24 protein-coding genes are annotated in these 25135 nt (G+C 66.1%); 11 read left to right on the plus strand and 13 right to left on the minus strand.

Features of this window, described 5'->3' with window-relative positions:
• Positions 1 to 54 precede the first annotated feature (54 nt).
• From gyrB to C8J47_RS10830, 8 genes are all read right to left on the minus strand, one after another.
• Positions 55 to 2586, minus strand: a complete 2532-nt coding sequence (gene gyrB / locus C8J47_RS10785; RefSeq protein ID WP_121885657.1) for a DNA topoisomerase (ATP-hydrolyzing) subunit B — start codon at positions 2584 to 2586, stop codon at positions 55 to 57.
• Between the two features lie 517 nt (positions 2587 to 3103).
• Positions 3104 to 3919 carry an OmpA family protein gene (locus C8J47_RS10790; protein WP_259467486.1) on the minus strand — a complete coding sequence of 272 codons (816 nt, stop codon included), beginning with the start codon at positions 3917 to 3919 and terminating at the stop codon, positions 3104 to 3106.
• 84 nt (positions 3920 to 4003) lie between these two features.
• The gene (locus tag C8J47_RS10795) at positions 4004 to 5191 is read right to left on the minus strand and encodes a DNA replication/repair protein RecF (RefSeq protein WP_259467487.1); all 1188 of its coding nucleotides are present in this window, start codon (positions 5189 to 5191) and stop codon (positions 4004 to 4006) included.
• Positions 5192 to 5370: 179 nt separating this feature from the next.
• On the minus strand, positions 5371 to 6180 hold the full coding sequence (locus tag C8J47_RS10810; RefSeq protein ID WP_121885658.1) for a Coq4 family protein: 810 nt from the start codon (positions 6178 to 6180) through the stop codon (positions 5371 to 5373).
• Positions 6181 to 6232: 52 nt separating this feature from the next.
• Positions 6233 to 6661 carry a type II toxin-antitoxin system VapC family toxin gene (locus tag C8J47_RS10815; protein WP_121885659.1) on the minus strand — a complete coding sequence of 143 codons (429 nt, stop codon included), beginning with the start codon at positions 6659 to 6661 and terminating at the stop codon, positions 6233 to 6235.
• Complete coding sequence (locus C8J47_RS10820; RefSeq protein ID WP_121885660.1) at positions 6658 to 6909, minus strand: type II toxin-antitoxin system Phd/YefM family antitoxin; 252 nt, start codon at positions 6907 to 6909, stop codon at positions 6658 to 6660. Before C8J47_RS10820 ends, C8J47_RS10815 begins: the two co-directional genes overlap by 4 nt.
• 54 nt (positions 6910 to 6963) lie before the next feature.
• Complete coding sequence (gene dnaN / locus C8J47_RS10825) at positions 6964 to 8082, minus strand: DNA polymerase III subunit beta (protein WP_056017955.1); 1119 nt, start codon at positions 8080 to 8082, stop codon at positions 6964 to 6966.
• 130 nt (positions 8083 to 8212) lie between these two features.
• Entirely contained in the window at positions 8213 to 8866 is a 654-nt protein-coding gene (locus C8J47_RS10830; RefSeq protein ID WP_121885661.1) for an outer membrane protein, read from the minus strand.
• 141 nt (positions 8867 to 9007) lie between these two features.
• On the opposite strand from C8J47_RS10830, the gene C8J47_RS10835 reads away from it, so the two are divergent.
• The 4 genes from C8J47_RS10835 to C8J47_RS10850 all read left to right on the plus strand — a co-directional run bounded on the left by C8J47_RS10835 (position 9008) and on the right by C8J47_RS10850 (position 12524).
• Positions 9008 to 9691: a histidine phosphatase family protein gene (locus C8J47_RS10835; RefSeq protein WP_121885662.1), complete on the plus strand. Its 684-nt coding sequence runs from the start codon at positions 9008 to 9010 to the stop codon at positions 9689 to 9691.
• A gap of 158 nt (positions 9692 to 9849) precedes the next feature.
• On the plus strand, positions 9850 to 10329 hold the full coding sequence (locus C8J47_RS10840; protein WP_121885663.1) for an invasion associated locus B family protein: 480 nt from the start codon (positions 9850 to 9852) through the stop codon (positions 10327 to 10329).
• A 235-nt stretch (positions 10330 to 10564) separates the two neighbouring features.
• Positions 10565 to 11773, plus strand: a complete 1209-nt coding sequence (gene rlmN / locus C8J47_RS10845) for a 23S rRNA (adenine(2503)-C(2))-methyltransferase RlmN (RefSeq protein ID WP_259467488.1) — start codon at positions 10565 to 10567, stop codon at positions 11771 to 11773.
• Positions 11766 to 12524: a sulfite exporter TauE/SafE family protein gene (locus C8J47_RS10850; protein ID WP_310886127.1), complete on the plus strand. Its 759-nt coding sequence runs from the start codon at positions 11766 to 11768 to the stop codon at positions 12522 to 12524. The genes rlmN and C8J47_RS10850 overlap by 8 nt, the downstream gene beginning before the upstream one ends.
• A gap of 73 nt (positions 12525 to 12597) precedes the next feature.
• Here C8J47_RS10850 and C8J47_RS10855 read toward each other — a convergent pair whose 3' ends face one another.
• Positions 12598 to 13215, minus strand: coding sequence for a flavin reductase family protein (locus C8J47_RS10855; RefSeq protein WP_121885665.1), 618 nt, complete (start codon positions 13213 to 13215; stop codon positions 12598 to 12600).
• Positions 13216 to 13266: 51 nt separating this feature from the next.
• On the opposite strand from C8J47_RS10855, the gene C8J47_RS10860 reads away from it, so the two are divergent.
• The 3 genes from C8J47_RS10860 to C8J47_RS10870 are packed head-to-tail and all read left to right on the plus strand — an operon-like array spanning position 13267 to position 16060.
• Entirely contained in the window at positions 13267 to 14025 is a 759-nt protein-coding gene (locus tag C8J47_RS10860; RefSeq protein ID WP_121885666.1) for a cytochrome b/b6 domain-containing protein, read from the plus strand.
• A complete protein-coding gene (locus C8J47_RS10865) occupies positions 14022 to 14783 on the plus strand; it encodes a molybdopterin-dependent oxidoreductase (protein WP_121885667.1) in 762 nt (253 codons plus the stop codon). Before C8J47_RS10860 ends, C8J47_RS10865 begins: the two co-directional genes overlap by 4 nt.
• Positions 14784 to 14833: 50 nt before the next feature.
• The gene (locus tag C8J47_RS10870; RefSeq protein ID WP_121885668.1) at positions 14834 to 16060 is read left to right on the plus strand and encodes a cyclopropane-fatty-acyl-phospholipid synthase family protein; all 1227 of its coding nucleotides are present in this window, start codon (positions 14834 to 14836) and stop codon (positions 16058 to 16060) included.
• A 123-nt stretch (positions 16061 to 16183) separates the two neighbouring features.
• Here C8J47_RS10870 and C8J47_RS10875 read toward each other — a convergent pair whose 3' ends face one another.
• Complete coding sequence (locus C8J47_RS10875) at positions 16184 to 16573, minus strand: EF-hand domain-containing protein (RefSeq protein ID WP_056054495.1); 390 nt, start codon at positions 16571 to 16573, stop codon at positions 16184 to 16186.
• A gap of 147 nt (positions 16574 to 16720) precedes the next feature.
• Here C8J47_RS10875 and C8J47_RS10880 point away from each other — a divergent pair, with 147 nt between their 5' ends.
• Positions 16721 to 17962 carry an argininosuccinate synthase gene (locus C8J47_RS10880; protein WP_259467489.1) on the plus strand — a complete coding sequence of 414 codons (1242 nt, stop codon included), beginning with the start codon at positions 16721 to 16723 and terminating at the stop codon, positions 17960 to 17962.
• Positions 17963 to 18080: 118 nt separating this feature from the next.
• A complete protein-coding gene (locus tag C8J47_RS10885; RefSeq protein ID WP_259467490.1) occupies positions 18081 to 18644 on the plus strand; it encodes a bifunctional 2-polyprenyl-6-hydroxyphenol methylase/3-demethylubiquinol 3-O-methyltransferase UbiG in 564 nt (187 codons plus the stop codon).
• A 94-nt stretch (positions 18645 to 18738) separates the two neighbouring features.
• On the opposite strand, the gene C8J47_RS10890 is transcribed toward C8J47_RS10885, so the two are convergent.
• Positions 18739 to 19956 carry a glycosyltransferase family 2 protein gene (locus C8J47_RS10890; RefSeq protein ID WP_082444476.1) on the minus strand — a complete coding sequence of 406 codons (1218 nt, stop codon included), beginning with the start codon at positions 19954 to 19956 and terminating at the stop codon, positions 18739 to 18741.
• A 98-nt stretch (positions 19957 to 20054) separates the two neighbouring features.
• Here C8J47_RS10890 and C8J47_RS10895 point away from each other — a divergent pair, with 98 nt between their 5' ends.
• Positions 20055 to 21845 (plus strand): hypothetical protein, encoded by a 1791-nt coding sequence (locus tag C8J47_RS10895; RefSeq protein ID WP_121885670.1) that lies wholly within the window; start codon positions 20055 to 20057, stop codon positions 21843 to 21845.
• 36 nt (positions 21846 to 21881) lie between these two features.
• On the plus strand, positions 21882 to 23459 hold the full coding sequence (locus tag C8J47_RS10900) for a hypothetical protein (RefSeq protein WP_183129074.1): 1578 nt from the start codon (positions 21882 to 21884) through the stop codon (positions 23457 to 23459).
• On the opposite strand, the gene C8J47_RS10905 is transcribed toward C8J47_RS10900, so the two are convergent.
• Together C8J47_RS10905 and C8J47_RS10910 are read right to left on the minus strand one after the other, a co-directional pair.
• Complete coding sequence (locus C8J47_RS10905) at positions 23422 to 24567, minus strand: GNAT family N-acetyltransferase (RefSeq protein ID WP_121885671.1); 1146 nt, start codon at positions 24565 to 24567, stop codon at positions 23422 to 23424. The genes C8J47_RS10900 and C8J47_RS10905 overlap by 38 nt on opposite strands.
• A gap of 42 nt (positions 24568 to 24609) precedes the next feature.
• Entirely contained in the window at positions 24610 to 25074 is a 465-nt protein-coding gene (locus C8J47_RS10910) for a RidA family protein (protein WP_121885672.1), read from the minus strand.
• Between the last annotated feature and the right edge of the window lie 61 nt (positions 25075 to 25135).

Here is a 25135-nt window from a genome sequence, read left to right on the forward strand (position 1 = left end):
GCGTTCAAGCGCAGTGGACCCTCGATGTTCCGTTCTCGGACTAAGGCTCGGGGCTCAGACGTCGAGGTTGGCGACGTTGAGCGCGTTGTCCTGGATGAATTCGCGGCGGGGTTCCACGACTTCGCCCATCAGCTGTGTGAAGATCTCGTTCGCGCTCTCGGCGTTGACCGCGGTGACGCGGAGCATCGAGCGGACCGACGGGTCGAGCGTGGTTTCCCAGAGCTGTTCCGCGTTCATCTCGCCCAAGCCCTTGTAGCGCTGGATTGCGAGACCTTTCCGTCCCGCGGTCAGGATCGCGTCGAGCAGATGGCTCGGACGCGAGACCTGTGTCGAGCCGCGCGCCGCGACGACGGTGGCCGAACCGATCACCCCGGCACCGGTTTCCGCGCCCTCTTCGGCCTCGGGCTCCTCGGCGTGCGAGGCCTTGCTCGCAGGGACGAGATTCGAGGTGTGGGCGTAGCTCTCGGCATGCTCGCCCGACAGCGCGTGCAGCTTGCGCGCCTCGGCCGACACCAGGAAGCTCGCTTCGATGATGTGGTGGTCGGTCACGCCGCGCCATGCTCGCTGGAAGTGGATGCCGCCGTCTTCGGTCAGCACCGCAGTCCAGCGTGCATCGCCGTCGTCGAGTTCGAGCCGACGCGTGACGATCTCCAGACGCGAGGTGCGATCCTCGACCGACGCTTCCGGATCGAACACGCCGCCGAGCGCGAGTGCCTCGATCATCCCGGCGTCGTAGCGCTTCGGAACATAGCGCATCAGCGTCCGCATCCGGCGCGCGTGATCGACCAGATCCTTCAGGTCGCGCCCCGAACGACCGCCGCCGGGGCCGTCGAGCACCATCGTATTGACGCCCGCATCGACCAGATACTCGTCGAGCGCCGCGTCGTCCTTGAGATACACCTCGGACCGGCCCTTGGTCGCTTTGTAGAGCGGCGGCTGGGCGATGTAGAGATACCCGCCTTCGATGATCTTGGGCATGTGACGGTAGAACAGCGTCAGCAGCAGCGTGCGGATGTGCGCGCCGTCGACGTCTGCGTCGGTCATGATGACGATCTTGTGGTAGCGCAGCTTGTCCGCGTTGAAGTCGTCGCGGATGCCGGTGCCCATCGCGGTGATGAGCGTGCCGATCTCGCGGCTCGACAGCATGCGATCCTCGCGCGCGCGCTCGGTGTTGAGGATCTTGCCGCGCAACGGGAGGATCGCCTGGAAATGGCGATCGCGGCCCTGCTTTGCCGAGCCGCCTGCCGAGTCACCCTCGACCAGGAACAGCTCGGACTTGGCGGGATCGCGCTCCTGGCAATCGGCCAGCTTGCCGGGCAGCGAGGCGATGTCCATCACGCCCTTGCGACGCGTCAGTTCGCGCGCGCGCTTGGCGGCTTCGCGCGCGGCGGCGGCGTCGATGATTTTGGCGACGATCGCCTTGCCGTGCGCGGGATTCTCTTCGAGCCATTCGGCCATCTTGTCGGCCATCAGGCTTTCGAGTGGCTGGCGGACTTCGGACGAGACGAGCTTGTCCTTGGTCTGGCTGCTGAACTTGGGATCGGGCAGCTTGACCGAGACGATCGCGGTCAGGCCTTCGCGCATGTCCTCGCCGGTGAGCTGGACCTTTTCCTTCTTCAACATGCCCGATTTCTCGGCATAGTTGTTGAGCGTGCGGGTCAGCGCGGCGCGGAACGCGGCCATGTGCGTACCGCCGTCTCGCTGCGGAATGTTGTTCGTGAAGGCGAGGACGTTCTCGTAATACGAGTCGTTCCACTGCAGCGCGACGTCCATCGTGACGTCGTCGCGCGTGCCGCTGATCGCGACGGGCTCGGGCATCAGGGGGAGCTTGGCGCGATCAAGATACTTCACGAATGCGGCGATCCCGCCTTCGTAATAGAGCTCGACGGTCTTGCGCTCTTCGCTGCGCGCATCGCTCAGGAACAGGCGGACGCCCGAGTTGAGGAAGGCGAGCTCACGGTAGCGATGTTCGAGCTTGTCGAAGTCGAAATCGGTGATCTTGAAGGTGGCGGGCGACGGGAAGAAGGTGACGCGCGTGCCCTTCTGGCCTTCGGTTGCGGGGCCGACGACCTTCAACGGCGCGACCGCGTCGCCGAACGCGAAGCGCATGTAATGCTCCTCGCCGTTGCGCCAGATCGTCAGGTCGAGCCATTCGCTGAGCGCGTTGACGACCGATACGCCGACTCCGTGCAGGCCGCCCGAGACCTTGTACGCGTTCTCGTCCGAAGTGTTCTCGAACTTACCGCCGGCGTGGAGCTGGGTCATGATGACCTCGGCTGCGGACACGCCCTCCTCGGTGTGGATGCCGGTCGGGATGCCGCGGCCGTTGTCGGTGACGGAGACCGATCCGTCGGCGTTCAGGACGATGTCGATCCGGTCGCAATGCCCCGCCAGCGCCTCGTCGATCGCGTTGTCGCTGACCTCGAACACCATGTGGTGGAGGCCGGAACCGTCGTCGGTGTCGCCGATGTACATGCCGGGGCGTTTGCGGACCGCGTCGAGGCCCTTCAGGACCTTGATCGAGTCCGCGCCATAGTCGCCCATGTTCGGGAGGTTGGGATTGTTGGTTTCGGGGTTGGATGCCATGCCGAGTATATAGGCATTCGGGGGCCGAAACGGAAGCGAAATGGCCTGTAGGGGCTGGGGTGCCGGTGAGTGAAGTATAGGAAGTGCAGACGCTGGGAGCGTTTTGGCGGGGATGTGCACTTCACGTTTCGGGCGTGCCGGTTTCGAGGGGGTTCGGAGCGCCATGCGGGGATGGTGACAGGGCGGGCGCGTGTAGGACAGCGCGCTCGCGGCTTCTCCGGTGAAGCCACCTCCCCGGCGCAGGCCGGGGCCCAGGTGGAAAGGTTTCAATAACGACGTGCCGCACTCTGTTAGCGACGTCGCCCAACTGGGCCCCGGCCTTCGCCGGGGTGGTGGCCGTCTAAAGCCGCGCGGCCCTTACGTCCCTCTCACCTTGGGGAGAGGGAGGGAGGAGCCGGAGGCGACGGAAGGGTGAGGGGGAGTTGGGGTGCGCGCCCGAGCCCCACTCCCCTCTCCCTTCCCACCGCAAGCGCGGCGGGCCCCTTCCCTCTCCCCGGAGGGGCGAGGGAGCTAGTCTTCAGAAGCGGTCGGCGCGTTGGCCTAGCAGAGTCACCTCGACGCGGCGGTTGAGGCGCATGCCGGCCGGCGTCGCGTTGGTCGCGACCGGGTCGTGCTCGCCGTGCCCGACGACGCTGAATCGCGCGCGGACGACGTCCATGTCGTCGAACGCCTGGCGGACGCTAGCCGCGCGACGCTCGGACAGGTCCTGGTTATGCGCATCCGTCCCGCGCGAGTCCGTGAAGCCGTCGATCGCGACGCGGACACCGGGGTTGCCGCGCAGATAGCGCGCGAGCGGGCGCAGCTTCTCGATCGCGCCGGGACGCAGCACGGCGCTGTCGGTGCGGAACAGCACGTCCTCCTGCAGCGTCAGCGTCGCCCCGCGCGGGGTCTGACGGAAGCCGTAGTTGCGCATCGCGCCGCGATCCCATGTCGTGGTGGTCTCGACTACAGTCGTGCCGCCGCGGTCGCCGCGATAGCCGCCCGGGTCACGGCCATAGGCGTCCCAGTCGAACCGGTCGCGGCGGGGGCCGGCGATGCGTGCGAATTCGCGGTTGGCGTCGTCGGCCTCCCGGCGGCTGATCCGGCCATCGCCGTTTGCATCGAAATTCGGCATCACGAACGCAATGCCGCGCCGCGTATTGCGCAGTTCGGGGAAGAGCACCGGCACGCCGGCGCCTTCCAGACGATAGCCGGGACGCGACCAAGGCGCGCGGCTCATGTCGTAACGCCCCTCTGGCCGTCCGCCGTCGCGGACTTGCGCGAAAACGGGGGCGGTGGTTGCTGCGACCATCAGGACGCCAAGGGCTGCGCGCGTGAAATTCCGGGTCATCATGATCTCTCCGTGTCTTCGATGGACGGAGCTTTGCCCGCGCCCGCTTGAACGCGCGGTGAGCCTGCTCGACAGCGCGCGTTCAGCCTAACGCCCGAGGGCGATTCGGGTCGCGCGGGTGTCGATCGCGTCGAAGAGCGCGTCTTCGGTGCCGGTCATCCACACCTGGCCGCGGCCTGCGAGGCGGGCGAACAGCGCCGCGCGGCGCGCCGGATCGAGGTGGGCGGCGACTTCGTCGAGGAGAAGGACGGGGGGCTGGCCGGTTCGCTCGGCGACGAGATCGGCATGCGCGAGGACGATGCCGAGCAGGAGCGCCTTCTGCTCGCCGGTCGAGGCGAGCGAGGCGGCGCGCGCCTTGTCGAGGTGCGTGACGATCAGGTCGACGCGGTGGGGGCCGGTGAGCGTGCGCCCGGCTGCGGCGTCGCGTGCGCGGCCCTGGGCGAGGTCGGCTTGCAGGCGAGTGGTGTCGCCGGCCCAGCCTTCGAGTGTCAGGCCGGCGCGGGGGAATGGGCCGTCGTCCTGATGCGCAAGCCTCGTGCCGAGCAGCGTGACCGTCTCGCGCCGGGCGGCATCGACGGCGGCGCCGTGCTCGGCCATCTGCGCTTCGAGTGCGGAGAGCCAGTCACCGTCGGGGCGGCCTTCATCGGCCAGCAGGCGGTTTCGCGCGCGCATCGCCGCGTCGTAGCGGGCGGCGTGGTGCGCGTGGCTCGGGGCGAGCGCGAGCGTGAGGCGGTCGAGGAAGCCGCGGCGTTCGCCCGCGGGGGCGACGAAGAGGCGGTCCATCGCCGGCGTGAGCCAGAGGATCGTGAGCCACTCGGCGAGAGCGTTGGCGGTGGTGGTGGCGCCCTGGATGCGGACGATGCGGCGTTCGGGGGCGGAGGCTAGCGTGCCGGTTGCGACGTCGACTTCGGCTGGAGCCTCTATCCGCCCCTGTGCTTCTGACTCCCCTTCCGCTTGCGGGAGGGGTCGGGGGGGGGGCGCGCTTTCCTCGGGAGCGGACGCCAGTACGCACGTCGCGCCCTCCCCTAGCCCCTCCCGCAAGCGGGAGGGGAACAAGGTGGCGGCTACGCCGAAGCCCCCTGCCCCGCCTTGCCGCGCCATCTCGCCCAGCGCCGCGCGCCGCAGCCCGCGGCCGGGGGCGAGCAGCGACACCGCTTCGAGGATATTCGTCTTGCCCGCGCCGTTCTCGCCGGTCAGCACGACGAACCCTGGTCCCGGCGTCAGCGTCAGGTCGGCGTGATTGCGAAAATCGGTAAGGACGAGGCGCGGGAGCATTGTCCCGGCCTTAGAGCAGTTTCGAAACCGATTGCATCGCCCTTTTCCGTTCGCCCTGAGCGAAGTCGAAGGCGCGGTTCAAGCGCCGGTGCTTCGACTTCGCTCAGCACGAACGGGCAAGGGACCGATCTGATCACATCTGCGCTAGCGACACGCCCGGTCAACTATCGAGCCTCGCGTCAGGCGGCGATTCGCTCCGGCGCGATCGCGGGCGCGGCTGCTGCGGTCGCGGCCTTCTGCGTGCTGAGATACGACGCGAGCGCCGGTCCTAATTCGCGCTGCGCCCGCAAATACGCGACAGGCGTGACGATCCCGAGCCGTTCGCGCGCGGCCTCCAGCGGTTCGTGGAGCAGTTCGAGATAATCCTCGCCCGACACCCACTTCGCTTTGCGCCCATTGCGATAGCCTTCCCAGACCGCCTTCGCGAACAGCTTGCTGCCGGTGACGCGGATGCTCTTCAACGCCGCGGCCGAGCCGATCAGCGCCCAGCCGAGCCCGCCGACCTGCGCATAGCTGAACGCGACGAGCGCCGCCTCGCCCATGCTCTCGTCCGCCTTGTAGCCGGTAAGTACGTGCCAGATGTCGTGCGTGTCGCGCACCCGCCGGCCGAACCACGCATAGGGGTGCGCCAGATCGTCCTCGGACGGCACGAGCCGCGAGACCTCGACCAGCCCGTCCGCGGAATAGCCCGTCGTCTCGAGGAAATTGCGATACGCCGCCCCGACCGTGCCGGGCGCGAAGCTCGCGACGAACGCGGGGTCGGAGAAACGCTGCGCCAGTTCGACCCGGTCATAGGCGATCCGCCCGCCCTGCTCGGAAGCGATCAGCCGCGCGTAATTCATCGGCGCATTGCCGACGTTGAGCGCGCGCATGATCCGGAACACCTGCGTCGTGTCGTCGCCGTTCGCGAGCAGTTTCTTGATCGCATCGAACGCCGTACGCCAATCGCGACGACCGGTCGTACCGGGAAACGGAGGAAGCTTCGCCATCGAGTCGACTCCTTACTGACATTGCTGTTAGTATTGAGCCGCGGGCGAGGAGTCAATCGAGGACGGTATCTACGTCGACGCGCATTTGCGTGGCCGCTTGCGCAAGGTCGTGATCGAGCGTCGCTAGGGACCAACCGCGCGAGGCTACGATCGCGAGGTGAAGGGCGTCTCTGGAGCGCAGTTTCAGATCGCCGCGATCAAGCAACGTTGCCGCCAACGCAAAATCGGTTTCGGTGACTGACTCTACGTGAAGTTCCCCGGCGCAAAACCGTTGCCACGCCTTCATCACACCGCTCCAGCCAACGGTATCGATGACACCCAATAGCCGTTTCATCGCAAGCGCACCGGAGAACTCGGTGACGACCCAATGACTGGCCGCCAGAATATCAGTCCGTCGCGATAGCCACGCGCGTACGTCCTCGCTTTGCGCCTCGGCGGTGAAGGCCGACACCATCACCGCCGTGTCGCAATAGAGGGTCAATATCGCGAGTCGTCGCGCATCTGCCGGACCAGATCACGTGCAGATGTCGGATCGTATGGCAGCGACTTCGCCAGCGCTTCGAGCGCGTCGACATCGATGGGCTTGCGGCGCGGGAGCGGCGGGGCCTCGGGGGTCACGCGGGCGAAGGGTTGGCCATTGCGCATGATCTGCACGGCTTCGCCAGCTTCGAGCCGGTCGATGAGCGTGCCCAGTTCGTCTTTCAGATCCGCGATGTTGATCGAGTCCATGATCCGGCTCCTGCCTGTCGCGCCGCTATACCACGGCGCGACAGGCAGACCGAATCACACCCGCATCGGCATCAGCACGTACAGCGCGGGCGACTTATCGTTTTCGCGGATCAGCGTGGGAGCCGCGGCGTCGGCGAGGTGCACCTCGACCATGTCGCCGTCGATCTGCGCCAGGATGTCCATCAAATAGCGGCTGTTGAAGCCGATCTCGAACGGGAGCGCGACGTAATCGCCGGGGACTTCCTCCGCGGCGGTGCCGTTTTCGGGCGATGTGACCGACAGCGTGATCTTGTCGCGGTCGAGCGCCATCTTCACGGCACGCGTTTTCTCCGTCGCGATCGTGGAGACGCGGTCGACGCCTTCCATGAAGCTCTTTGGGTCGATCTTGAGGATCTTGTCGTTGCCGGTCGGGATCACGCGGCTGTAGTCGGGGAAGGTGCCGTCGATCAGCTTCGAGGTCAGGATCGCCTGGCCGAGGTCGAAGCGGATCTTGGTCGGCGACAGCGAGACGCCAACCGAACCATCGACTTCGTCGAGCAGTTTGCGCAACTCACCGATGCATTTGCGCGGCACGATCACGTCGGGCATCGATTCGGCGCCCTCGGGACGCGGCAGCGTGACGCGCGCGAGACGGTGGCCGTCGGTCGCCGCAGCCTTCAGCACCGGGTTCGAGCTGTCGCCGTCGGCCACGTGGAGGAAGATGCCGTTGAGGTAATAGCGCGTCTCTTCGGTCGAGATCGCGAAGCGCGTCTTGTCGATGATCTGCTTGAGCGTCTCGGCGGGCAGCTCGAACTGGGTCGGCAGTTCGCCCTCGGCGATCACCGGGAAATCGTCGCGCGGCAGCGTGCCGAGCGAGAAGCGCGCGCGGCCCGCGACGATGCTCATCCGGCCTTCCGACGCGGCGAGCTGGACCTGCGAACCTTCGGGCAGCTTGCGCGCGATGTCGAACAGCGTGTGCGCCGACACGGTGGTCGCGCCGGGCTGGTCGACGGCGGCCGCGATCGATTCGTTGATCTGGAGATCAAGGTCGGTCGCCATCAGCTTGAGCGTGCCCTCGGCGGTCGCCTCGATCAGCACGTTCGACAGGATGGGGATGGTGTTGCGCCGCTCCACCACGGACTGGACATGGCTCAGCCCCTTGAGGAGCGTTGCGCGTTCGATCGTCGCCTTCATCGTAATTCCCCCCGCCACCACAGCCGGACTCGGGGCTGGGGGCAATCCGCAAATGGCTTACCCAACAACAAAGGGTCGGAGCAAGCGCCCCGACCCTTCTTTGATCACGGTAAACGTCGCGTTAAAGCGATCAGAAGCGGAAACCGTAGCTGGCGACGACCTGGTGGCGATCGGTGTCGACGTCGAACCGCCCGCTGGTGCCGCCGTTCGCATAATCGATGTTGCCGCGCTCGTAGTTCGAATAGCGGTATTCGAGCTTGGCGTAGCTGTTCGGGCCGACCGCATGCTCGGCACCCGCACCGACGCGCCAGCCATTGAGCTTGAAGTTGGTGTCGGTGGACTGGCTGGTGTCGCCGGCGAGCACGTTCAGCTGAGAGTTGGTGTAGCCGCCCTTGACGTACAGCATCGTCGTCGGCGTGACGACATAGCCCGCGCGCGCGCCGACATAGACGTCGCGGCCCTGCTTGACGCGGCCATAGCCGAAGTTGCTGGTATAGTCGTTGCGGTCGCTCTTCGCGGTCGAGCCGGTCAGTTCGGCCTCTGCGCCGAGCACGACATTGCTCGAGGTGGCGATGTCGTAGCCGATGCCGCCGCCGTACAGCAGGCCGTCGATCTTCTGGTCGTCGCGCCCGTTGTTGTTGGACACGCTGCTGCCGGCGCCGGTGTGATCGTAGCCGAGCGTGGCCTCGACGCGGGGGCCGGTGAAGGTCGGGTTGGTCTGCGCGAGGGCGGGTGCTGCGACGGCCGTGGTGGCGAGCAGCGAAACGGCGATGAGCGTACGCATTGGGGGTTACTCCTTACTGATCCGGCGCCCCATGACGCGGGGCGGACCGTTCCAATGGACCAACCGCGCAGGCGTTGCATGAACCCCAGATAAACAGGGAAATCCGTTGCTTTTGCGCCACAGGGGGTTGAAACGCGGGCTATGATTCCAAGCCAACGGCAGGGTGAAAGCGACGCCCGATCAAGCGATAGTCCGCCCGTTCGCAAGGGTCGCGATTTCGTCGCGCGGCACGGCGAAACCGTGTTCAACGCCGCGCATCGGTTGCAGGGGGATGCCGCGCATACCCCCCTGACGCGCGCGGGGGTCGCGCAGGCGGACGAGCTTGGGCGGGCGTTGCGCGAAGAGCTGGGGGTGAAGCCGGCGCTGACGCTTTGGGCATCGCCGACCGGGCGGGCTTTGCAGACGCTGGCGGTGATCTGCGAACATCTGGAGCTGGACTGGCATGAAGCGCTTACCGATGCCCGGTTGGTGGAGATCGACATGGGATCGTGGGGCGGACGCTATTATGCCGACGTCGTCGACGAGGTCGGGTCGGTGATGCTGCCGGGTGGCACGCTGAAGCCTGCGCCCGATGGCGAGACGTATGGGCAAATTGCTGTGCGGGTTGGCGGGTGGCTGGCGGATACGGCGGAGGATCCGGGTGATCGGCTGGTGATCATGCACGGGATTTCGAGTCGGGTCATGCTGGGAGTGATGACCGGGGCGGCGGTCGATCCTGTGCTCGGCGCGCCGGTTGCGAAGGGGTTGCCGCAGGGGTCGGTGACGCTGGTGGAGAACTGGCGGGCGACGGTGCCGCATCTGGGTACGGGATTCGCGCCGGCGTGAGATCTGGTCGAATCGGAGGCCTCACATTGGGGTTGCGGACTTCTGCACCCCTCCCTGGAAGGGAGGGGTTGGGGGTGGGTCGGTTTCCCCGTGTTCGAACCGATGGGGCTCGAGCGGGCCTACCCACCCCCTGCCCCTCCCTTCCAGGGAGGGGAGTCGTGTTACGGTTGGCGTTGGCGGTGGGGTTGCTTGCGGGTGCGGCTCCCGTAGCAGCGCGTGACACCATCGGCATCTACCAAGGGTGGGGTGCATTTCGCGATGCGAGCCCGGCGCGGTGTTACGCGATTGCTCGGCCGGTGATGGCGGGGGGGCGTTCGTCCGGGTTCGCCAGCGTTGCGACGTGGCCGAAGCGGGGTTTGCGCGCGTCCTTGTATGTGCGGCTGAGTCGCGAGCGCGATCGGTCGGCCGGAGTGACGCTGACGGTGGGCGAGCGGCGGTTCACCTTGGTGGCGAACGGGCTGGATGCCTGGGCGAGCGATGCGCCCAGTGATCGCGCGATCGTTGCGGCGATGCGGTCGGGGCGGAGCATGAGCGTCGAGGCGGTCGGCGCCGGCGGGCGGCCGTTTGCGGATGTGTATGCGCTGTCGGGGGGGGCGACTGCGATCGATGCGGCTGTGCTGGCGTGTAGCGGGGGGTGACGTTTTGTGGGGGGCGGACGTTGTTCCCAATTCCCCACCCCGGCGGAGGCCGGGGCCCAATTGGAAAGGTGGTCGTAACGGGGGACTGACCGTCATCATCCCCGTCCCCCCAATTGGGCCCCGGCCTTCGCCGGGGTGGTGGTCTTCCCGGGGAAGGCTGGGATCAAACGGACGGACTCTACCCACTTCCAGCAGCCAGTAGAAAAATCACGAAAATTCCGCTACGGGCTCGCGCATGCAGACCGCCGCGAACCTCATGCCTATTCCTGGGCACATCGATCCCGTGCCCGTTCCCCGCAGCTTCGTGCCGCGCAGCGATGGGCGGATCGACCTGCTCGGGCTGTCGCTCGCCGATCTGCGGATGGCGCTGGAGACGTCGCAGCTCGAGGAGAAGCAGGCCAAGCTGCGCGCGAAACAGCTGTGGCACTGGATCTATAATCGCGGCGCGATCGAGTTCTCGGCGATGACCGATATCTCGAAGACGATGCACCCGTGGCTCGAGCAGCGCTTCGTGATCAGCCGGCCCAACGTGGTCGAGGCTCAAGTGTCGACCGACGGGACGCGAAAGTGGCTGCTGCGGTCGGACGATAAGCAGGATTACGAGATGGTGTTCATCCCCGACGCGGATCGCGGCACGCTGTGCGTGTCGAGCCAGGTCGGCTGCACGCTCAATTGCACGTTCTGCCACACCGGCACGATGCGGCTGGTGCGCAATCTGACGCCCGCCGAGATCGTCGGCCAGGTGATGCTCGCGCGTGACTCGTTGGGCGAATGGCCGAGCCAGCCCGAGGGGCGGATGCTCACCAACATCGTGATGATGGGCATGGGCGAGCCGCTGTATAATTTTGAGAATGTCCGCGATGCGCTGAAGCTGGTGATGGACGGAGCCGGCCTCGCGCTCAGCCGCCGGCGGATCACGTTGTCGACCAGCGGCGTGGTGCCGATGATGGCGCGCGCGGGGGCGGAGATCGGCGTGAACCTGGCCGTGTCGCTGCACGCGGTGACCAAGGAAGTGCGCGACGAGATCGTGCCGCTCAACCGGAAGTACGGCATCGAGGAATTGTTGCAAGCGTGCGCGGACTATCCGGGCACGAACAACGCGCGCCGCATCACGTTCGAATATGTGATGCTGAAGGACAAGAACGACTCCGACGACGACGCGCGCGAGCTCGTACGGTTGCTGCGGAAGTACGAGCTGCCGGCGAAGGTGAACCTCATTCCGTTCAACCCGTGGCCGGGCGCGCAATACGAGTGCTCGACGCCCGAGCGGATCAAGTCGTTCTCCAGCATCGTGTTCGGTGCAGGAATCTCGGCGCCGGTGCGGACGCCGCGCGGGCGCGATATCGATGCGGCGTGTGGGCAGTTGAAGACCGCCTCGGAGAAGAAGAGCCGCGCCCAACTGGATCGCGAGGCCGCCGCCGAGACTGATTCCGCCTTTGTCTGATCTGGCTTCGCTGGGATTGGCGGCAGGTGCGGGGATGCTGGGCGGCGCGATGAACGCGCTGGCGGGCGGTGGCAGCTTCGCGACGATGCCGTCGCTGATCGCGCTCGGCCTGCCCTCGCCGATCGCCAACGCGACCAGCAACGTCGCGGTGCAGCCCGCGGCGATGGCGAGCGCATGGGCGTATCGCAGCGATCTCGGGCCGGTCGGCGGCGTCGGTATCCGGACGTTGGCGGGGATCACGTTCGTCGGTGGTCTCGTCGGCAGCCTGCTGTTGTTCTTTACCCCGGCGACCGCATTTGACGTGATCGTACCCTGGCTGCTGCTGATGGCGACGCTGGCGATCGCGTTCGGCAAGCCGGCCTCGACCTGGCTGCACGCACGCGTCGCGATCGGGTCGCGTTCGCTGATCGCCGCGCAGACGTTGCTGGGGATCTATGGCGGTTATTTCGGGGGCGGCGTCGGGATGATGCTGACGGCGGCATGGGGATTGTTGTCCGGTGCCTCGCCCGCCAAGCTCGCCGCGCCGCGCACGCTGATGCTGGCGACCGCGAACGCCGCCGCGACGATCGTGTTCGCGGCGACCGGCATGGTCGCGTGGACATTGTGCCTGCCGATGATGGCGGGCGGCGTGGTCGGCGGGTATTTCGGCGCGCGGTTCGGACGGAAGCTGCCCGACGGGGTGATCCGGGGGTGGACGTTGCTGGTGACGGCGACGACGACGGTGGTGTTCTTTTACCGAGCGTACGCCTGAACCACGATGTTTCCCCGCGAAGGCGGGGACCCAGTCTGGGCACCCGCCTTCGCGGGTGAACAAGTTTGCTCGCTCATCCCGGCCGGCGCATCTTGAAGAGCGCGTCCTCGGTGATCTCGAAGTAATCCGCGGGCCCGCCGCCACGCAGGATCGGTTGCGCGCGCGCCGTCTGGTAGACACCGTCCTCAAGCATGGCCGGGTCGATGTGGATCGCGACCGCCTCGCCTAGCACCAGCCACTGGTCGAGTTCGCGGCCTTCCTTGGTTTCCAGGCGGATCAGCTGGGTGAGCTTGCACTCGAACTGCGCGCGGCTGGCGGCGACACGTGGGGGCTTTACCTTGGTCGAGGCGGCCATATCGAGCTTGGCGAGCGCGAACTCGTCGACGTCGGCGGCGACGTTCGCGGCGGTCGTGTTCATCGCCTCGCTCAGATCGCGCGACACGAGGTTCCAGACGAACTCGCCAGTCGCCTCGATATTGGCGACGCTGTCCTTCCACCCCATCGACGAGAAGCCGATGATCGGCGGGGTGTAGTTGAACAGGTTGAAGAAACTGTACGGCGCGAGGTTCGGCACGCCATCGGCGGACAGCGTGCTGACCCAGCCGATCGGCCGCGGCGCGACGATCGCGTTGAGGGGATCATGCGGCAGGCGATGGCCGTTCGTGGGCTCGTAAGAATGCCATTCGGTCATACGCTTATCCCTGCTATGCAACGTTTCGACTGCCTAGAGCGAAGGTCGAGCATGAACGATCCCCTACCCATCCCGATTATCAAGCGCCACAAACTGGCGACGCGCATCTGGCACTGGGTGACGGTGGTGACGATGTTCATCATGATCGGCAGCGGGATCGGCATCCTCAAGGCGCATCCGCGGCTGTATTGGGGCCGATACGGCGCGAATTTCGACACCGCGTGGACGACGCTCGACCAGTGGCCGAGCTGGCTGGTGTCGCTGCTCAACCTGCTGACGATCCCGATGAGCTATAACCTGGCGCTGTCGCGGCGTTGGCATCTGTTGTTCGCGCTGGTGCTCGCCTTCGCGCTGCTCGGGTTCATGATCGTCAGCCTGATCAACAAGCATTTCCAGCGCGATCTTCGCGTGCGAGCTGCCGAGCTTTCGCCGCGCGAGGTCGCGCATGACGTGAAGGAGCATCTCGCGTTCCGCTTTCACGATCCCAAGAAGCCGGGCGCGTACAACATCCTCCAGAAGCTGTCGTACGTGGTGACGATCTTCGTGCTGATCCCGGTGATGATCCTGACCGGGCTGACGATGTCGCCGGGGATGGATGCGGCATGGCCGTGGCTGCTCGAGGTGTTCGGCGGGCGGCAGTCGGCGCGGTCGATCCACTTCATCGCTGCCACCGGGCTGGTGCTGTTCATCGTCGCGCATCTCGCGCTGGTGATCCTCGCGGGAACCTGGAACGAGGTACGGTCGATGATCACCGGGCGTTGGAAGGTTCCGGGGCACGTCCCCGCCCACCCGTCGGAGGACGTCGCATGAGCACGATCATCACCCGCCGTGCGCTCGTCACGGGTGCCGCGGTCGGCGCCGGCGTTCTCCTGACCGGGTGCGACAAGATCGCCGCGAACCCCGAGGCGCGGAAAATCCTATTCATGGGCGAGGACATGAACCGCGGGTTGCAGCGTGCGCTGACCAACCGCAACGCGCTGGCGCCCGAGTTCAGCCCCGCGCAGATGTCACCGATCTTCCGCTCCAACGGCACGAGCAATCCGGGGACCGCGGATTATACCGAAATGGTCGTCAACAACTTCGCGGATTACCGGCTGAAGGTCGGCGGGCTGGTCGATAACCCGCTGTCGGTGTCGCTGCCGCAACTCCGCCAGATGCCGTCGCGGGCGCAGATCACGCGGCACGATTGCGTTGAGGGCTGGAGCGCGATCGGCAAATGGCAGGGGCCGAAGCTCGGCGCGCTGCTGACCGCCGCGAAGATCCGCGACACGGCGCGCTATATCGTCTTCACCTGCGCCGACCTCTACCGCGGCGCGAACTATTACGAGTCGGTCGATCTGGTCGACGCGTTCCACCCGCAGACGATCCTGGCCTGGGCGCTGAACGATCAGGTGCTCGACGTCGCGCATGGCGCGCCCGTCCGGCTCAGGGTCGAACGCCAGCTCGGCTACAAGCACGCCAAATACGTCATGGCGATCGACGCGGTCGCCAGCCTCGCCGGGATCGGCAAGGGCAAGGGCGGCTATTGGGAAGATAACGTAGATTATGACTGGTACGCGGGGATCTGACGCGCGCCGAGGGGTGGCGCAATTCCGTACCAGTCATTAGCTAACCCAGCATGGCTCTTTTCGATCGTTTCCTGGCCCGGCAGGTTAAAACCGGCGAACTCACGCTCATCCATGCCAACGGCACGACCAAGCATTTCGGCAAGCCCGACCCCGCGTACAATCCCGTCACGATCCGACTGACCGAGCCCGGTGTCGCGGGGGCGATCATCCGCCACCCGGCGCTCGGCGCGGCGGAGGCGTTCATGGACGGGCGCTTGGTGATCGAACGCGGCGACATTCGCGATCTGGTCAATCTGCTCAAGGGCAACAGCCCGTGGGAGCGTGGTGGTGGGCTCAATCCCTCGCTGCCGATCAAGCTGCTCGACAAGGTGGTGCACCGTGTCGACCGCGTGAACATGGCGCGCCGGTCGAAGAAGAACGTCGCGCATCACTATGATCTGTCGGATCGGCTGTACGACCTGTTCCTCGATGCGGACCGGCAATATTCCTGCGCGTACTTTACCGATGCCAGCAACACCCTTGAGCAGGCGCAGTCCGACAAGAAGGCGCATATCGCCGCAAAGCTGGCGATCCAGCCGGGGATGCGCGTGCTCGACATCGGCTGCGGCTGGGGCGGGATGGCGCTGTACCTGCATGCGAAGACCGGTGCCGAAGTGCTCGGCGTGACCCTGAGCGAGGAGCAATTGAAAGTCGCGCGGCGGCGGGCCGAGGAAGCGGGCGTTGCCGACAAGGTGAAGTTCGAACTGATCGATTATCGCGCGCTGACGGGCAGTTTCGACCGGATCGTCTCGGTCGGGATGTTCGAGCATGTCGGCCCGGCGCACTACAAGGCGTTCTTCCGCAAGTGCCGCGACCTGCTGACCGACGACGGCGTGATGCTGCTCCACACGATCGGCCGGATGGGCGGGCCTGGCGTCACCGACACCTTCACGACCAAATATATTTTCCCGGGCGGGTATAACCCGGCGCTGTCGGAAATCGTGAAGGGGTATGAGGGGCTGCGGATGTTCCCGACCGATATCGAGGTGCTGCGCGTGCATTACGCGCTGACGATCGACCAATGGTACGATCGGACGGTGGCGGCGAAGGATTCGATCGTCGCGCTGTACGACGAGCGGTTCTACCGGATGTGGACGTTCTATCTCGCGGGCGCGGCGGCAGCGTTCCGGACAGGGGGGATGGTCAATTACCAGATCCAGCTGTCGAAGAGCCGGATGACGTTGCCGTTGACCCGCGACTACATGATCGAAGGCGAGCGGGCTTTGCGGCAGGGCTGACCTGCCCCCCTCCCTGGAAGGGAGGGGCTGGGGGTGGGTCGGCCGCTTGGGGTGGGCGGCGCCTGCAAAACCGACCGACCCACCCCTAACCCCTCCCTGGAAGGGAGGGGGATCGGTTGCGCTTTAGCGCGGACCCTGGATCTGCGCCTTGGCCGCAGCGCGCTCATCGCCGCCGATCTTGCCGTCGTGGTTCGCGTCGTATTTTGCGAACGTCGCCGCCAGCAGCGCCTGTGCTTCGGCCTGCGTGACCTTGCCGTCCTTGTTCTTGTCCGCGCTCGTGAACCACAGATCGGCGAGACGCTTGGCGTGCACGGGATCGGGACGCCCTGCCCCGACCTTCATGTTGTCGATCCGTGCCAGCACCTCGGCGCGGGTCAGGACGCCATCCTTGTTGGTATCCGATGCGGCGAACTCGGTCTTGAACTTGGCGGCGGCCGAGGCGCGGGTTTCCTGCGCGAGCGCCGGGGTTGCGAGACCGACAAGAACGAGAAGGGTGAGGCTTTGGCGTAGCACGGTCGGGACACTCCAGTGGATGTGCGGCGCGAATAGCGGGATTCGGTTGTACGCGCCATTAACGCGTGTCAGGCGTCCGGCGGTTGCGCGAACGCGCCTCAACGCATAGGGGCGCGGGCATTGGATATTGCCCGAAGGATCCTGCCCGTGACCGATCAGAGCAACCCCGCCGGCGGCGCCGGAATTAACCGCGTCGTACTCGCCTATTCCGGTGGCCTGGACACGAGCGTGATCCTGAAATGGCTCCAGCAGACGTATAACTGCGAAGTCGTGACCTTCACCGCCGATCTCGGCCAGGGCGAGGAACTCGAGCCGGCGCGCGCCAAGGCCGAGATGATGGGCGTCAAGCCCGAGCACATCTTCGTCGACGATCTGCGCGAGGAATTCGTGCGCGACTACGTGTTCCCGATGATGCGGTCGAACGCGTTGTACGAGGGGCTGTACCTTCTCGGTACGTCGATCGCGCGGCCGCTGATCGCCAAGCGCCAGATCGAGATCGCCAAGATGGTCGGCGCCGACGCGGTCAGCCACGGCGCGACCGGCAAGGGCAACGACCAGGTCCGCTTCGAGCTCGGCTATTACGCGCTGTCGCCCGACATCAAGGTCATCGCGCCGTGGCGCGAATGGGATCTGACCAGCCGCACCAAGCTGATCGAGTTCGCCGAACAGCACCAGATTCCGGTCAGCAAGGACAAGCGCGGCGAGTCGCCGTTCTCGACCGATGCGAACATGCTGCACACGTCGTCCGAGGGTAAGGTGCTCGAGAACCCGTGGGACGAGGTGCCGGATTACGTCTATTCGCGCACCGTGAACCCCGAGGACGCGCCCGATGCCCCCGAGTACATCACGGTCGATTTCGAGCGCGGCGACGGTGTCGCGATCAACGGCGAGGGCATGAGCCCGGCGACGTTGCTGTCGACGCTCAACGAATACGGCCGCCGCCACGGCATCGGTCGTCTCGACCTCGTCGAGAACCGCTTCGTGGGCATGAAGAGCCGCGGCATGTACGAGACTCCCGGCGGCACGATCTATCACCTCGCGCATCGTGGCATCGAGCAGCTGACGCTCGACCGCGGCGCCGCGCATCTGAAGGACGAGCTGGCGCCGCGCTATGCCGAGCTGCTCTACAACGGCTTCTGGTTCAGCCCCGAGCGTGAGATGCTGCAGGCGGCGATCGACCATAGCCAGGTAAAGGTGTCGGGCACCGTCCGGCTGAAGCTCTACAAGGGCGGCGTGTACGTAGTGGGGCGGAAATCGCCAAATTCGCTGTATTCGGAGAAGGTCGTGACGTTCGAGGACGACCAGGGCGCCTACGACCAGCGCGACGCGGAAGGCTTCATCAAGCTGAACGCGCTGCGGTTGCGCTTGCTGGGGCGGCGCGACCGGTAACGATCGGTTGCGAACCTCGTTCGGCATTGCGCGTTAACCAAATGTCATCGACTTGAGGGCAGGCTCGCATTTCTGATTGGGGAGATGCGACGTGCTGGCTGCAGTTCATGATAAACTAGTGTTCGGGCGCCGGGTGCGGCGCCTGGCGGCCGTGATCGCGGAACGGCTGCCGGACGGCGCACGGGTGCTCGACGTCGGATGCGGGAGCGGCGATCTGGCCGTGCTGATCATGCAAAAGCGCCCCGATGTCGTGATCGAGGGCATCGACGTGCTGGTCCGCCCCGATACTGCGATCCCGGTTCACGCCTTTGACGGCGCGCATATCCCGTTCGACGACAACGCGTTCGACGCGGCGATCGTGGTCGACGTGCTGCATCATACCGACGATCCCGAAGCCGTGCTCGCCGAGATCGCGCGTATCGCGCCGATGGTCATCATCAAGGACCACTTGCGCGACGGAATCGCGGCAAACACCACGTTGCGATTCATGGATTGGGTTGGCAACGCAGCCCACGGCGTCCGATTGCCGTATAATTATCTGTCGCGCAAAGAATGGACCAATATCTGGCGCACGCTGGACCTCGGCAGCAGCCGGTTCGCCACGCGCTTGTCGCTCTATCCCCGTCCGTTCTCGTGGCTGTTCGATCGCGGGCTGCATTTCGTCACGGTGCTCTCGCGCTGAACCGAAGCGCACCGCCTGGCATCAAAACCATCGGACATGAAAAAGGGGAGGATACGGTGATCGTATCCTCCCCTTTTCCATGCCTGTCGCGCCATCAGCGATCGGATCGGGTATCGATCAATCCGATCAGGAAGCTGGTGAACATCGTCTGCAACCCGATGACGCTCGCCACCATCGTCGGGATCGCCAGACGCATGAGATGGACCGGCTCCATCGGCCCGAATCCCGCCCGCCCCCATTGTGCGAGCAGACCTGCACTCCCGGCCATGCCGAGCAGCAGGAGCAGTCCGCCGACGATGCAGCCGCGCTCGACGCTGAAGTGGCGGCGGAATTGCTCGACCCGCATGCTGGTCGGCCACAAGGCGCTCGCGACGCCGTACAGTCGAGCGAGGATGCCGAAGCCGATCAGCTGACTGCCCAGCAGCATCGCCATCGCCGCGAACAGCATCGTCGTCGCGCTGAGTTCGATACCGCCGAGTTCGACACCGCCGGTCGCGAGCACCGCGACTCCCGCCGTGCCGCCAGCCGCCGCGAGCAAGCCGGGATAAACGAACAGAAACCGGGGAGCGTAGGTCAACAGGAAGCGCAGATGCCGCCAGCCATCGCGCCACGTCCGCAAATGCGGCGGGCGGCTACGTCCGTCCTGCGACAGCGTCGTCGACACCTGACGGACGTCGAGCCGGTGCATGACCGCCTTGACCACCATCTCGCTGGCGAACTCCATTCCCGACGATCGCAGTCCGAGACCCAGGACCGAATCGCGGCGAAAACCACGCAGGCCGCAATGGAAGTCGCCGATGCGCGCGTTGAACAGGCGTCGCCCGAGAAAGCTGAGGACCGGATTGCCCAGATACCGATGCAGCGGCGGCATCGCACCGGGTGCGATGCCGCCCTGGAACCGGTTGCCCATCACCAGTTCGCCGCCGTTGCGCAGCGCGGTGACGAACGGCATCAGCGCGAGAAAATCGTAGCTGTCGTCGGCATCGCCCATGATCACGTATCGGCCGCGAGCGGCGGCGATCCCGCCCAGCAGCGCAGCGCCATAGCCCTTCGCGTCGACACCGACGAGGCGTGCGCCCATCGCATTGGCGATCTGGCGCGAGCCGTCGGTCGATCCGTTGTCGGCGATCACCACCTCGCCGGCGATCCCGCTGGTCCGCAGGAATTCCTGCGCCTTGCGGATGCACAGCGCCAGCGTCTCCGCTTCGTTGAGGCAGGGCATGACGATCGACAGTTCGAGCGCATCCTCCGCTTCGGTGCCCGACGTATCGCGTTCGACGATCGGCGATTGATAGGCCAGCACTGTCGGCATGGATGATCCTCCCTTGCCCGAAGGCATACCGAGCGAACGCTAAAAAGAGGGTTAACTATTCGCCGCTAAGCCGACGAGGTTCGCCTTAGGATGACCGCATGCCAAACCCGCCGCCATTCGAAGACGCGCCCGCTGCCGATGCCCGCCGCGGACACACGATTCGCTTCGACATTATCGTCGCGGTGGCTCTGGCGACATTGCTGTCGACCTGCTGGGCGATCACCGACTGGCACCGCGTCGGGCAATTGATCCTGCCCGATGCCGACGACATGATGCGGCTGGCGCAGGTCCGCGACTGGCTCAACGGCCAGGCCTTCGACGACTGGACGCAATATCGCATGGCGCCCCCGCTCGGCGCACCGATGCACTGGTCGCGGCTGAACGATTTCGGGATCGCGGGGATCATCCTCGCGGCGACGCCGCTGATCGGCCGTCACGGCGCAGAGCTGACCGCGGTGCTGCTGTACCCGGCGCTGCTGTTCGCCTGCAACATCGTCCTGTCGGTGCGGATCGCCCGCCGGTTATGGGGAGACGAGGCGGCCATCGTCGCGGCCATTCTGGCGGGCATCGCCTATCCCGGGATCACCCTGTTCCTCCCGGGGCGGATCGATCACCACGCGCTGCAGATCGTCATCATCGAAATTGCCATCCTCATGATGATGCGCCGACCGACGATCGCCAGCGGTGTCATCACTGGGATCGCCGTTGCGGCCAGCCTGGTCATCGGGCTGGAAACTGCGCCGCAAGTCGCCGCCCTCGTCGCTACGCTGGCGATGTTCTGGGTCGTATCCGGTGACCGCGAACGGTTGCGGTTAGCCGCGTTCGCGGCGGCCCTGGCCGCGACGACCGGCGTCTTCCTGGTGGCGATGCGGCCCAGTTATTGGTCAGCCGCGCTGTGCGATGCCTTCACCCCCGCGTCCGCCACCGGCACGCTCGCTGTCGCCGCGGCGCTGGGAGCCTTGGCCGTGGCGACACCGTGGCTGCGCACATGGCGATCGCGCATCATCGCGGGCGGCGTGCTCGGTGCGCTTGCGCTGGGTGGCACGCTGGCCGCCTATCCGGGATGCCTGACCGGACCGTATGGGATGGTCGATCCCTTCCTGCGCGCGGCCTTCCTGCCGCACATCGACGAAGCGAACAGCATCTTTGCGCAACCGTTTGCGCGCACGCTCTCGATCGGTGGACTGCTGCTCGCCGGATGCATCGCGTCGGTCTGGATGGTCGCGCGTGCACCGAAGCGCTGGGCCGTGACGATGCCGCTAGTCGGCGTGATCGGCATCTCGGCGCTCGTCTCGCTGTCGCAGGCGCGGGGAACCTATATCGGCGCGCCGACGGTCGTCCCGGTACTGGCCGGCCTGATCCTGGCGGCGCGGCGGCGAACGACGTGGGCTGCGCCCGCGCTGATCAGCGCCTGGCTGGTATCGTCGGGCATCGCCTATTCCGAAGCCCCCAATCTGACGCTCCGTATCCTTGCTCCCGGCGTACGGATCCCGCCGCCGATGACGCCGCAGATCCTCTGCAATACCGGCGATGCCTGGGCGCAAGTCGATCGCTATCCGCCGGGTATCGTGATGGCGCCGACGAACATGGCGTCCTATCTGATCGGCGCGACGCATCTGTCGACCGTCGGCGCCGGCTATCACCGCAACAACCGCGGCAACATGGCGATGTATCGCTATTTCCTCAGCCGTCCCGACCGTAGCGCGGCAATCGCCCGTGAGTGGAACGTTACCTATGTCGCCTTTTGCCCCGGCGATTTCTCCGAGATCGACGTGACCCACAGCTATCCGAACAGCCTCGCAACGATGTTGCAATCCGGCCATGCCCCGGCGGGCTTCGAACGTCTTCCCTTGCGCGGGGCGAGGCTCCGCCTCTATCGCATTCGGTAACGACGTTGCGGTAGCGGGGAACGAGTGGACGACGGCATGACGGGGCGGCTGAAGTGGTGGCAGACGCGCGGGTTCGTCGTGGCGGTGGCGCTGGCGTCGATCATACCGTTGCTGTGGCCGGAGATTCCGCCGCTGGTCGACCTGCCCGGCCATATGGGGCGCTACCGCGTCCAGCTGGCGATCGGCGATAATCCCTGGCTTTCGCAATGGTATAACTTCCGCTGGCAGATGATCGGCAACCTCGGTATCGACCTGCTGATCGAGCCGCTCGCGCCGATCTTCGGGTTACAGCTGGCGGTGAAGCTGATCGTCATGGCGATCCCCGCGCTGACCGTGACGGGCCTGCTGTGGATCGCGCGCGAGGTGCATGGCCGAATCCCCGCGACCGCGTTGTTCGCTCTCCCGCTCGCCTACAGCTACCCCTTCCAGTTCGGATTCGTGAATTTCGCGCTGGCGATGGCGCTGGCGCTGAACCTGTTCGCGCTGTGGCTGCGGATGGGGCGGCTCAAGCGCACGCGGCTGCGCACCGCCATATTCATCCCGATCTCGTGCCTGTTGTGGCTGTGCCATACGTTCGGCTGGGGCGTGCTGGGCGTGCTCGCCTTCTCGGCCGAGCTGATCCGCCAGCACGATATCCGCCGTGACAGCGATCCCAAGAGCTGGGCGCATGGCTGGTTCAAGGCGTGCATCCAGGCGGGGCTGAACTGCCTGCCGCTCGCGCTGCCGATGGTGATGATGGTGGTCTGGCGGTCGGGCGATCATGTCGGCGGCAAGACGCAGGACTGGTTCAACTGGCGCTGGAAGATGAACTGGATCACGATGGTCCTGCGCGATCGCTGGATGACGTTCGACGTCGCGTCGGTCACCGTGCTGTTCGTGATCCTGTTCCGCGGCGTGCGCGACCAGACGATCGAGTATTCGCGCAACCTGAGCCTGTCGGCTCTGTTCCTCGCGATCGTGTATATCCTGTTGCCGCGGATCGTGTTCGGGTCGGCCTATGCCGACATGCGGCTCGCGCCGTTCATGCTCGGGATCGCGGTGATCGCGCTGCGTCCGCGGCACGGCCTTTCGCTGCGCGGTGCCGCCGTGCTCGCGGTGCTGGGCTTTGCGTTCTTCGGCGTGCGGCTGGCGGGAACGACGGTCAGCTACCTGATGTACGATCGCAGCTACGACCAGGCGATCGCGGCGATCGATACGGTGCCCGAGCGGTCGCGCGTCGTGTCGTTCGTCGGGCGGCGCTGTCGCGACGACTGGGCCTATTCGCGGCTCGAGCATGTGCCGGCGCTGTTGCTGGAGCGGCGGCTGGCGTTCACTAACGATCAGTGGTCGATGGCCGGCGCGCAGTTGATGACGACGCAGTATCCGGCGGCGAAGGGATTTGCGCACGATCCGTCGGAGATCGTTAGCGACATCAAGTGCCGCGGGCAGTTCTGGCGGCCGATCTCGATGGCATTGGAAAAGTTTCCGCGGGATGCATTCGATTACGTGTGGCTGATCCACCCGCCGAAGTTCGATCCGGCGCTGGTCCGCGACCTGACGCTGATCCGGCGCGACGGCACCAGCCTGTTGTACCGCGTCAACCGGGCTGCTGCTCGCCCCGCCGGAACGGAGTAAGCTCGCCGAGATACTCCTGCTGCTCGGCGACGGCTTCGCGCTCGCGGACGAGATAGTCGGCGATCGCACGGCGGAAGCTCGGGTCGGGGATGTAGTGCGCCGAATAGGTCGCGACCGGGGCATAGCCCCTCGCGAGCTTGTGTTCGCCCTGCGCGCCGGCCTCGACGGTCTTCAGGTTGCGCGCGATGGCGGCGTCGATCGCCTGGTAATAGCAGAGTTCGAAGTGGAGGAACGGCACCTCCTCGGTGGCGCCCCAGTATCGGCCGTAGAGCGTGTCATCGCCGATCAGGTTGAGCGCACCGGCGATCGGTACGCCGTCACGCTCGGCGAGGATGAGCAGGACGCGGTCGCCCATCGTCTTGCCGATCTGGTCGAAAAAGCTGCGCGTAAGGTACGGTTGGCCCCATTTCCGACTGCCGGTGTCCTGGTAGAAGACCCAGAACGCGTCCCAGTGCTCGCGCGTGATTTCGGCGCCGACGAGGTGGCGGATCGTCAGGCCTTCGACAGCGGCGGCGCGTTCCTTGCGGATCGCCTTGCGCTTGCGGCTGGCGAGGACGGCGAGGAAGTCGTCGAAGCTGGCGTATCCCTCGTTCTTCCAGTGGAACTGCGTGCCCTGGCGGATCAGCCAGCCGGCGGCTTCAAAGAGCGCGACTTCGTCGGGGTCGATGAAGGTGGCGTGGGCGGAGGATAGCCCGCTCTGGTCGGTCACCGCCTCCAGCGCGGCGATCAGCGCGGGGGCTTGCTCGCGGTCGCGGAGAAGCAGGCGCGGGCCGGGTACCGGGCTGAACGGCGCGGCGATCTGGAGCTTGGGGTAATATTGCCCCCCTGCCCGCTCCCACGCGTCGGCCCAGCCCTGGTCGAAGACGTATTCGCCCTGGCTGTGGCTCTTGGCATACGCGGGTGCGATCGCGGCGGGCTTGCCGTCGGGGCCGTCGACCACCACCGGCAGCGCCTGCCAGCCGGAGCGGCCGCCGACGCTTTTCGAGGCTTCGAGCGCGGAGAGGAAGGCGTGGCCGACGAACGGGTTGGCGGTGCCGGAGCACGCCTCCCAATCCTCGGCCGCGATCGAGGTGACGCCTTGGGCGATGCGGGCTGTGACCGAATTCATCACTGCGTTAGGTAGAGACGCGAGGGCGCGCCTCCAAGGAGCTTAGGCGGAAACCTGGACGATCGCGTCGATCTCGACCGCGGCGCCGAGCGGGAGGACGGCGACGCCGACTGCCGCGCGCGCATGCTTGCCGGCATCACCGAACAGCGCAACCATCAGGTCCGAGGCGCCATTGGCGACTTTCGCCTGGTCGGTGAAATCGCCGGTCGAGTTGACGAACACGCCGAGCTTCACGATCCGCTCGACGCGACCGAGCGTGCCTAGAGCGGCCTTCATCTGTGCGACGAGCATGAGCGCGCAGAGCTTGGCGGCCTCCTGCGCGTCTTCGAGCGAGACGCCGTCTCCGACGCGACCGGTGACCAGCGCGCCGTCCTTGAACGGCAACTGGCCCGAGATGTGGAGCATGCCGTTAGCCAGCACGGTCGGGACGTAGGACGCCACGGGTGCGGCAGCCTGCGGGAGGGTGAGGCCCAGCTCTTCGAGCTTGCGGTCGATACGATCGGTCATGGGTGAGGTATCACCACAGCGGCGGGGGATGGGTCAAGTGGGCCCTGGTACGAACCGCCGT

Origin of the sequence: Sphingomonas sp. PP-F2F-G114-C0414 (assembly GCF_003688595.1) — a bacterium.
Taxonomy (GTDB): domain Bacteria; phylum Pseudomonadota; class Alphaproteobacteria; order Sphingomonadales; family Sphingomonadaceae; genus Sphingomonas.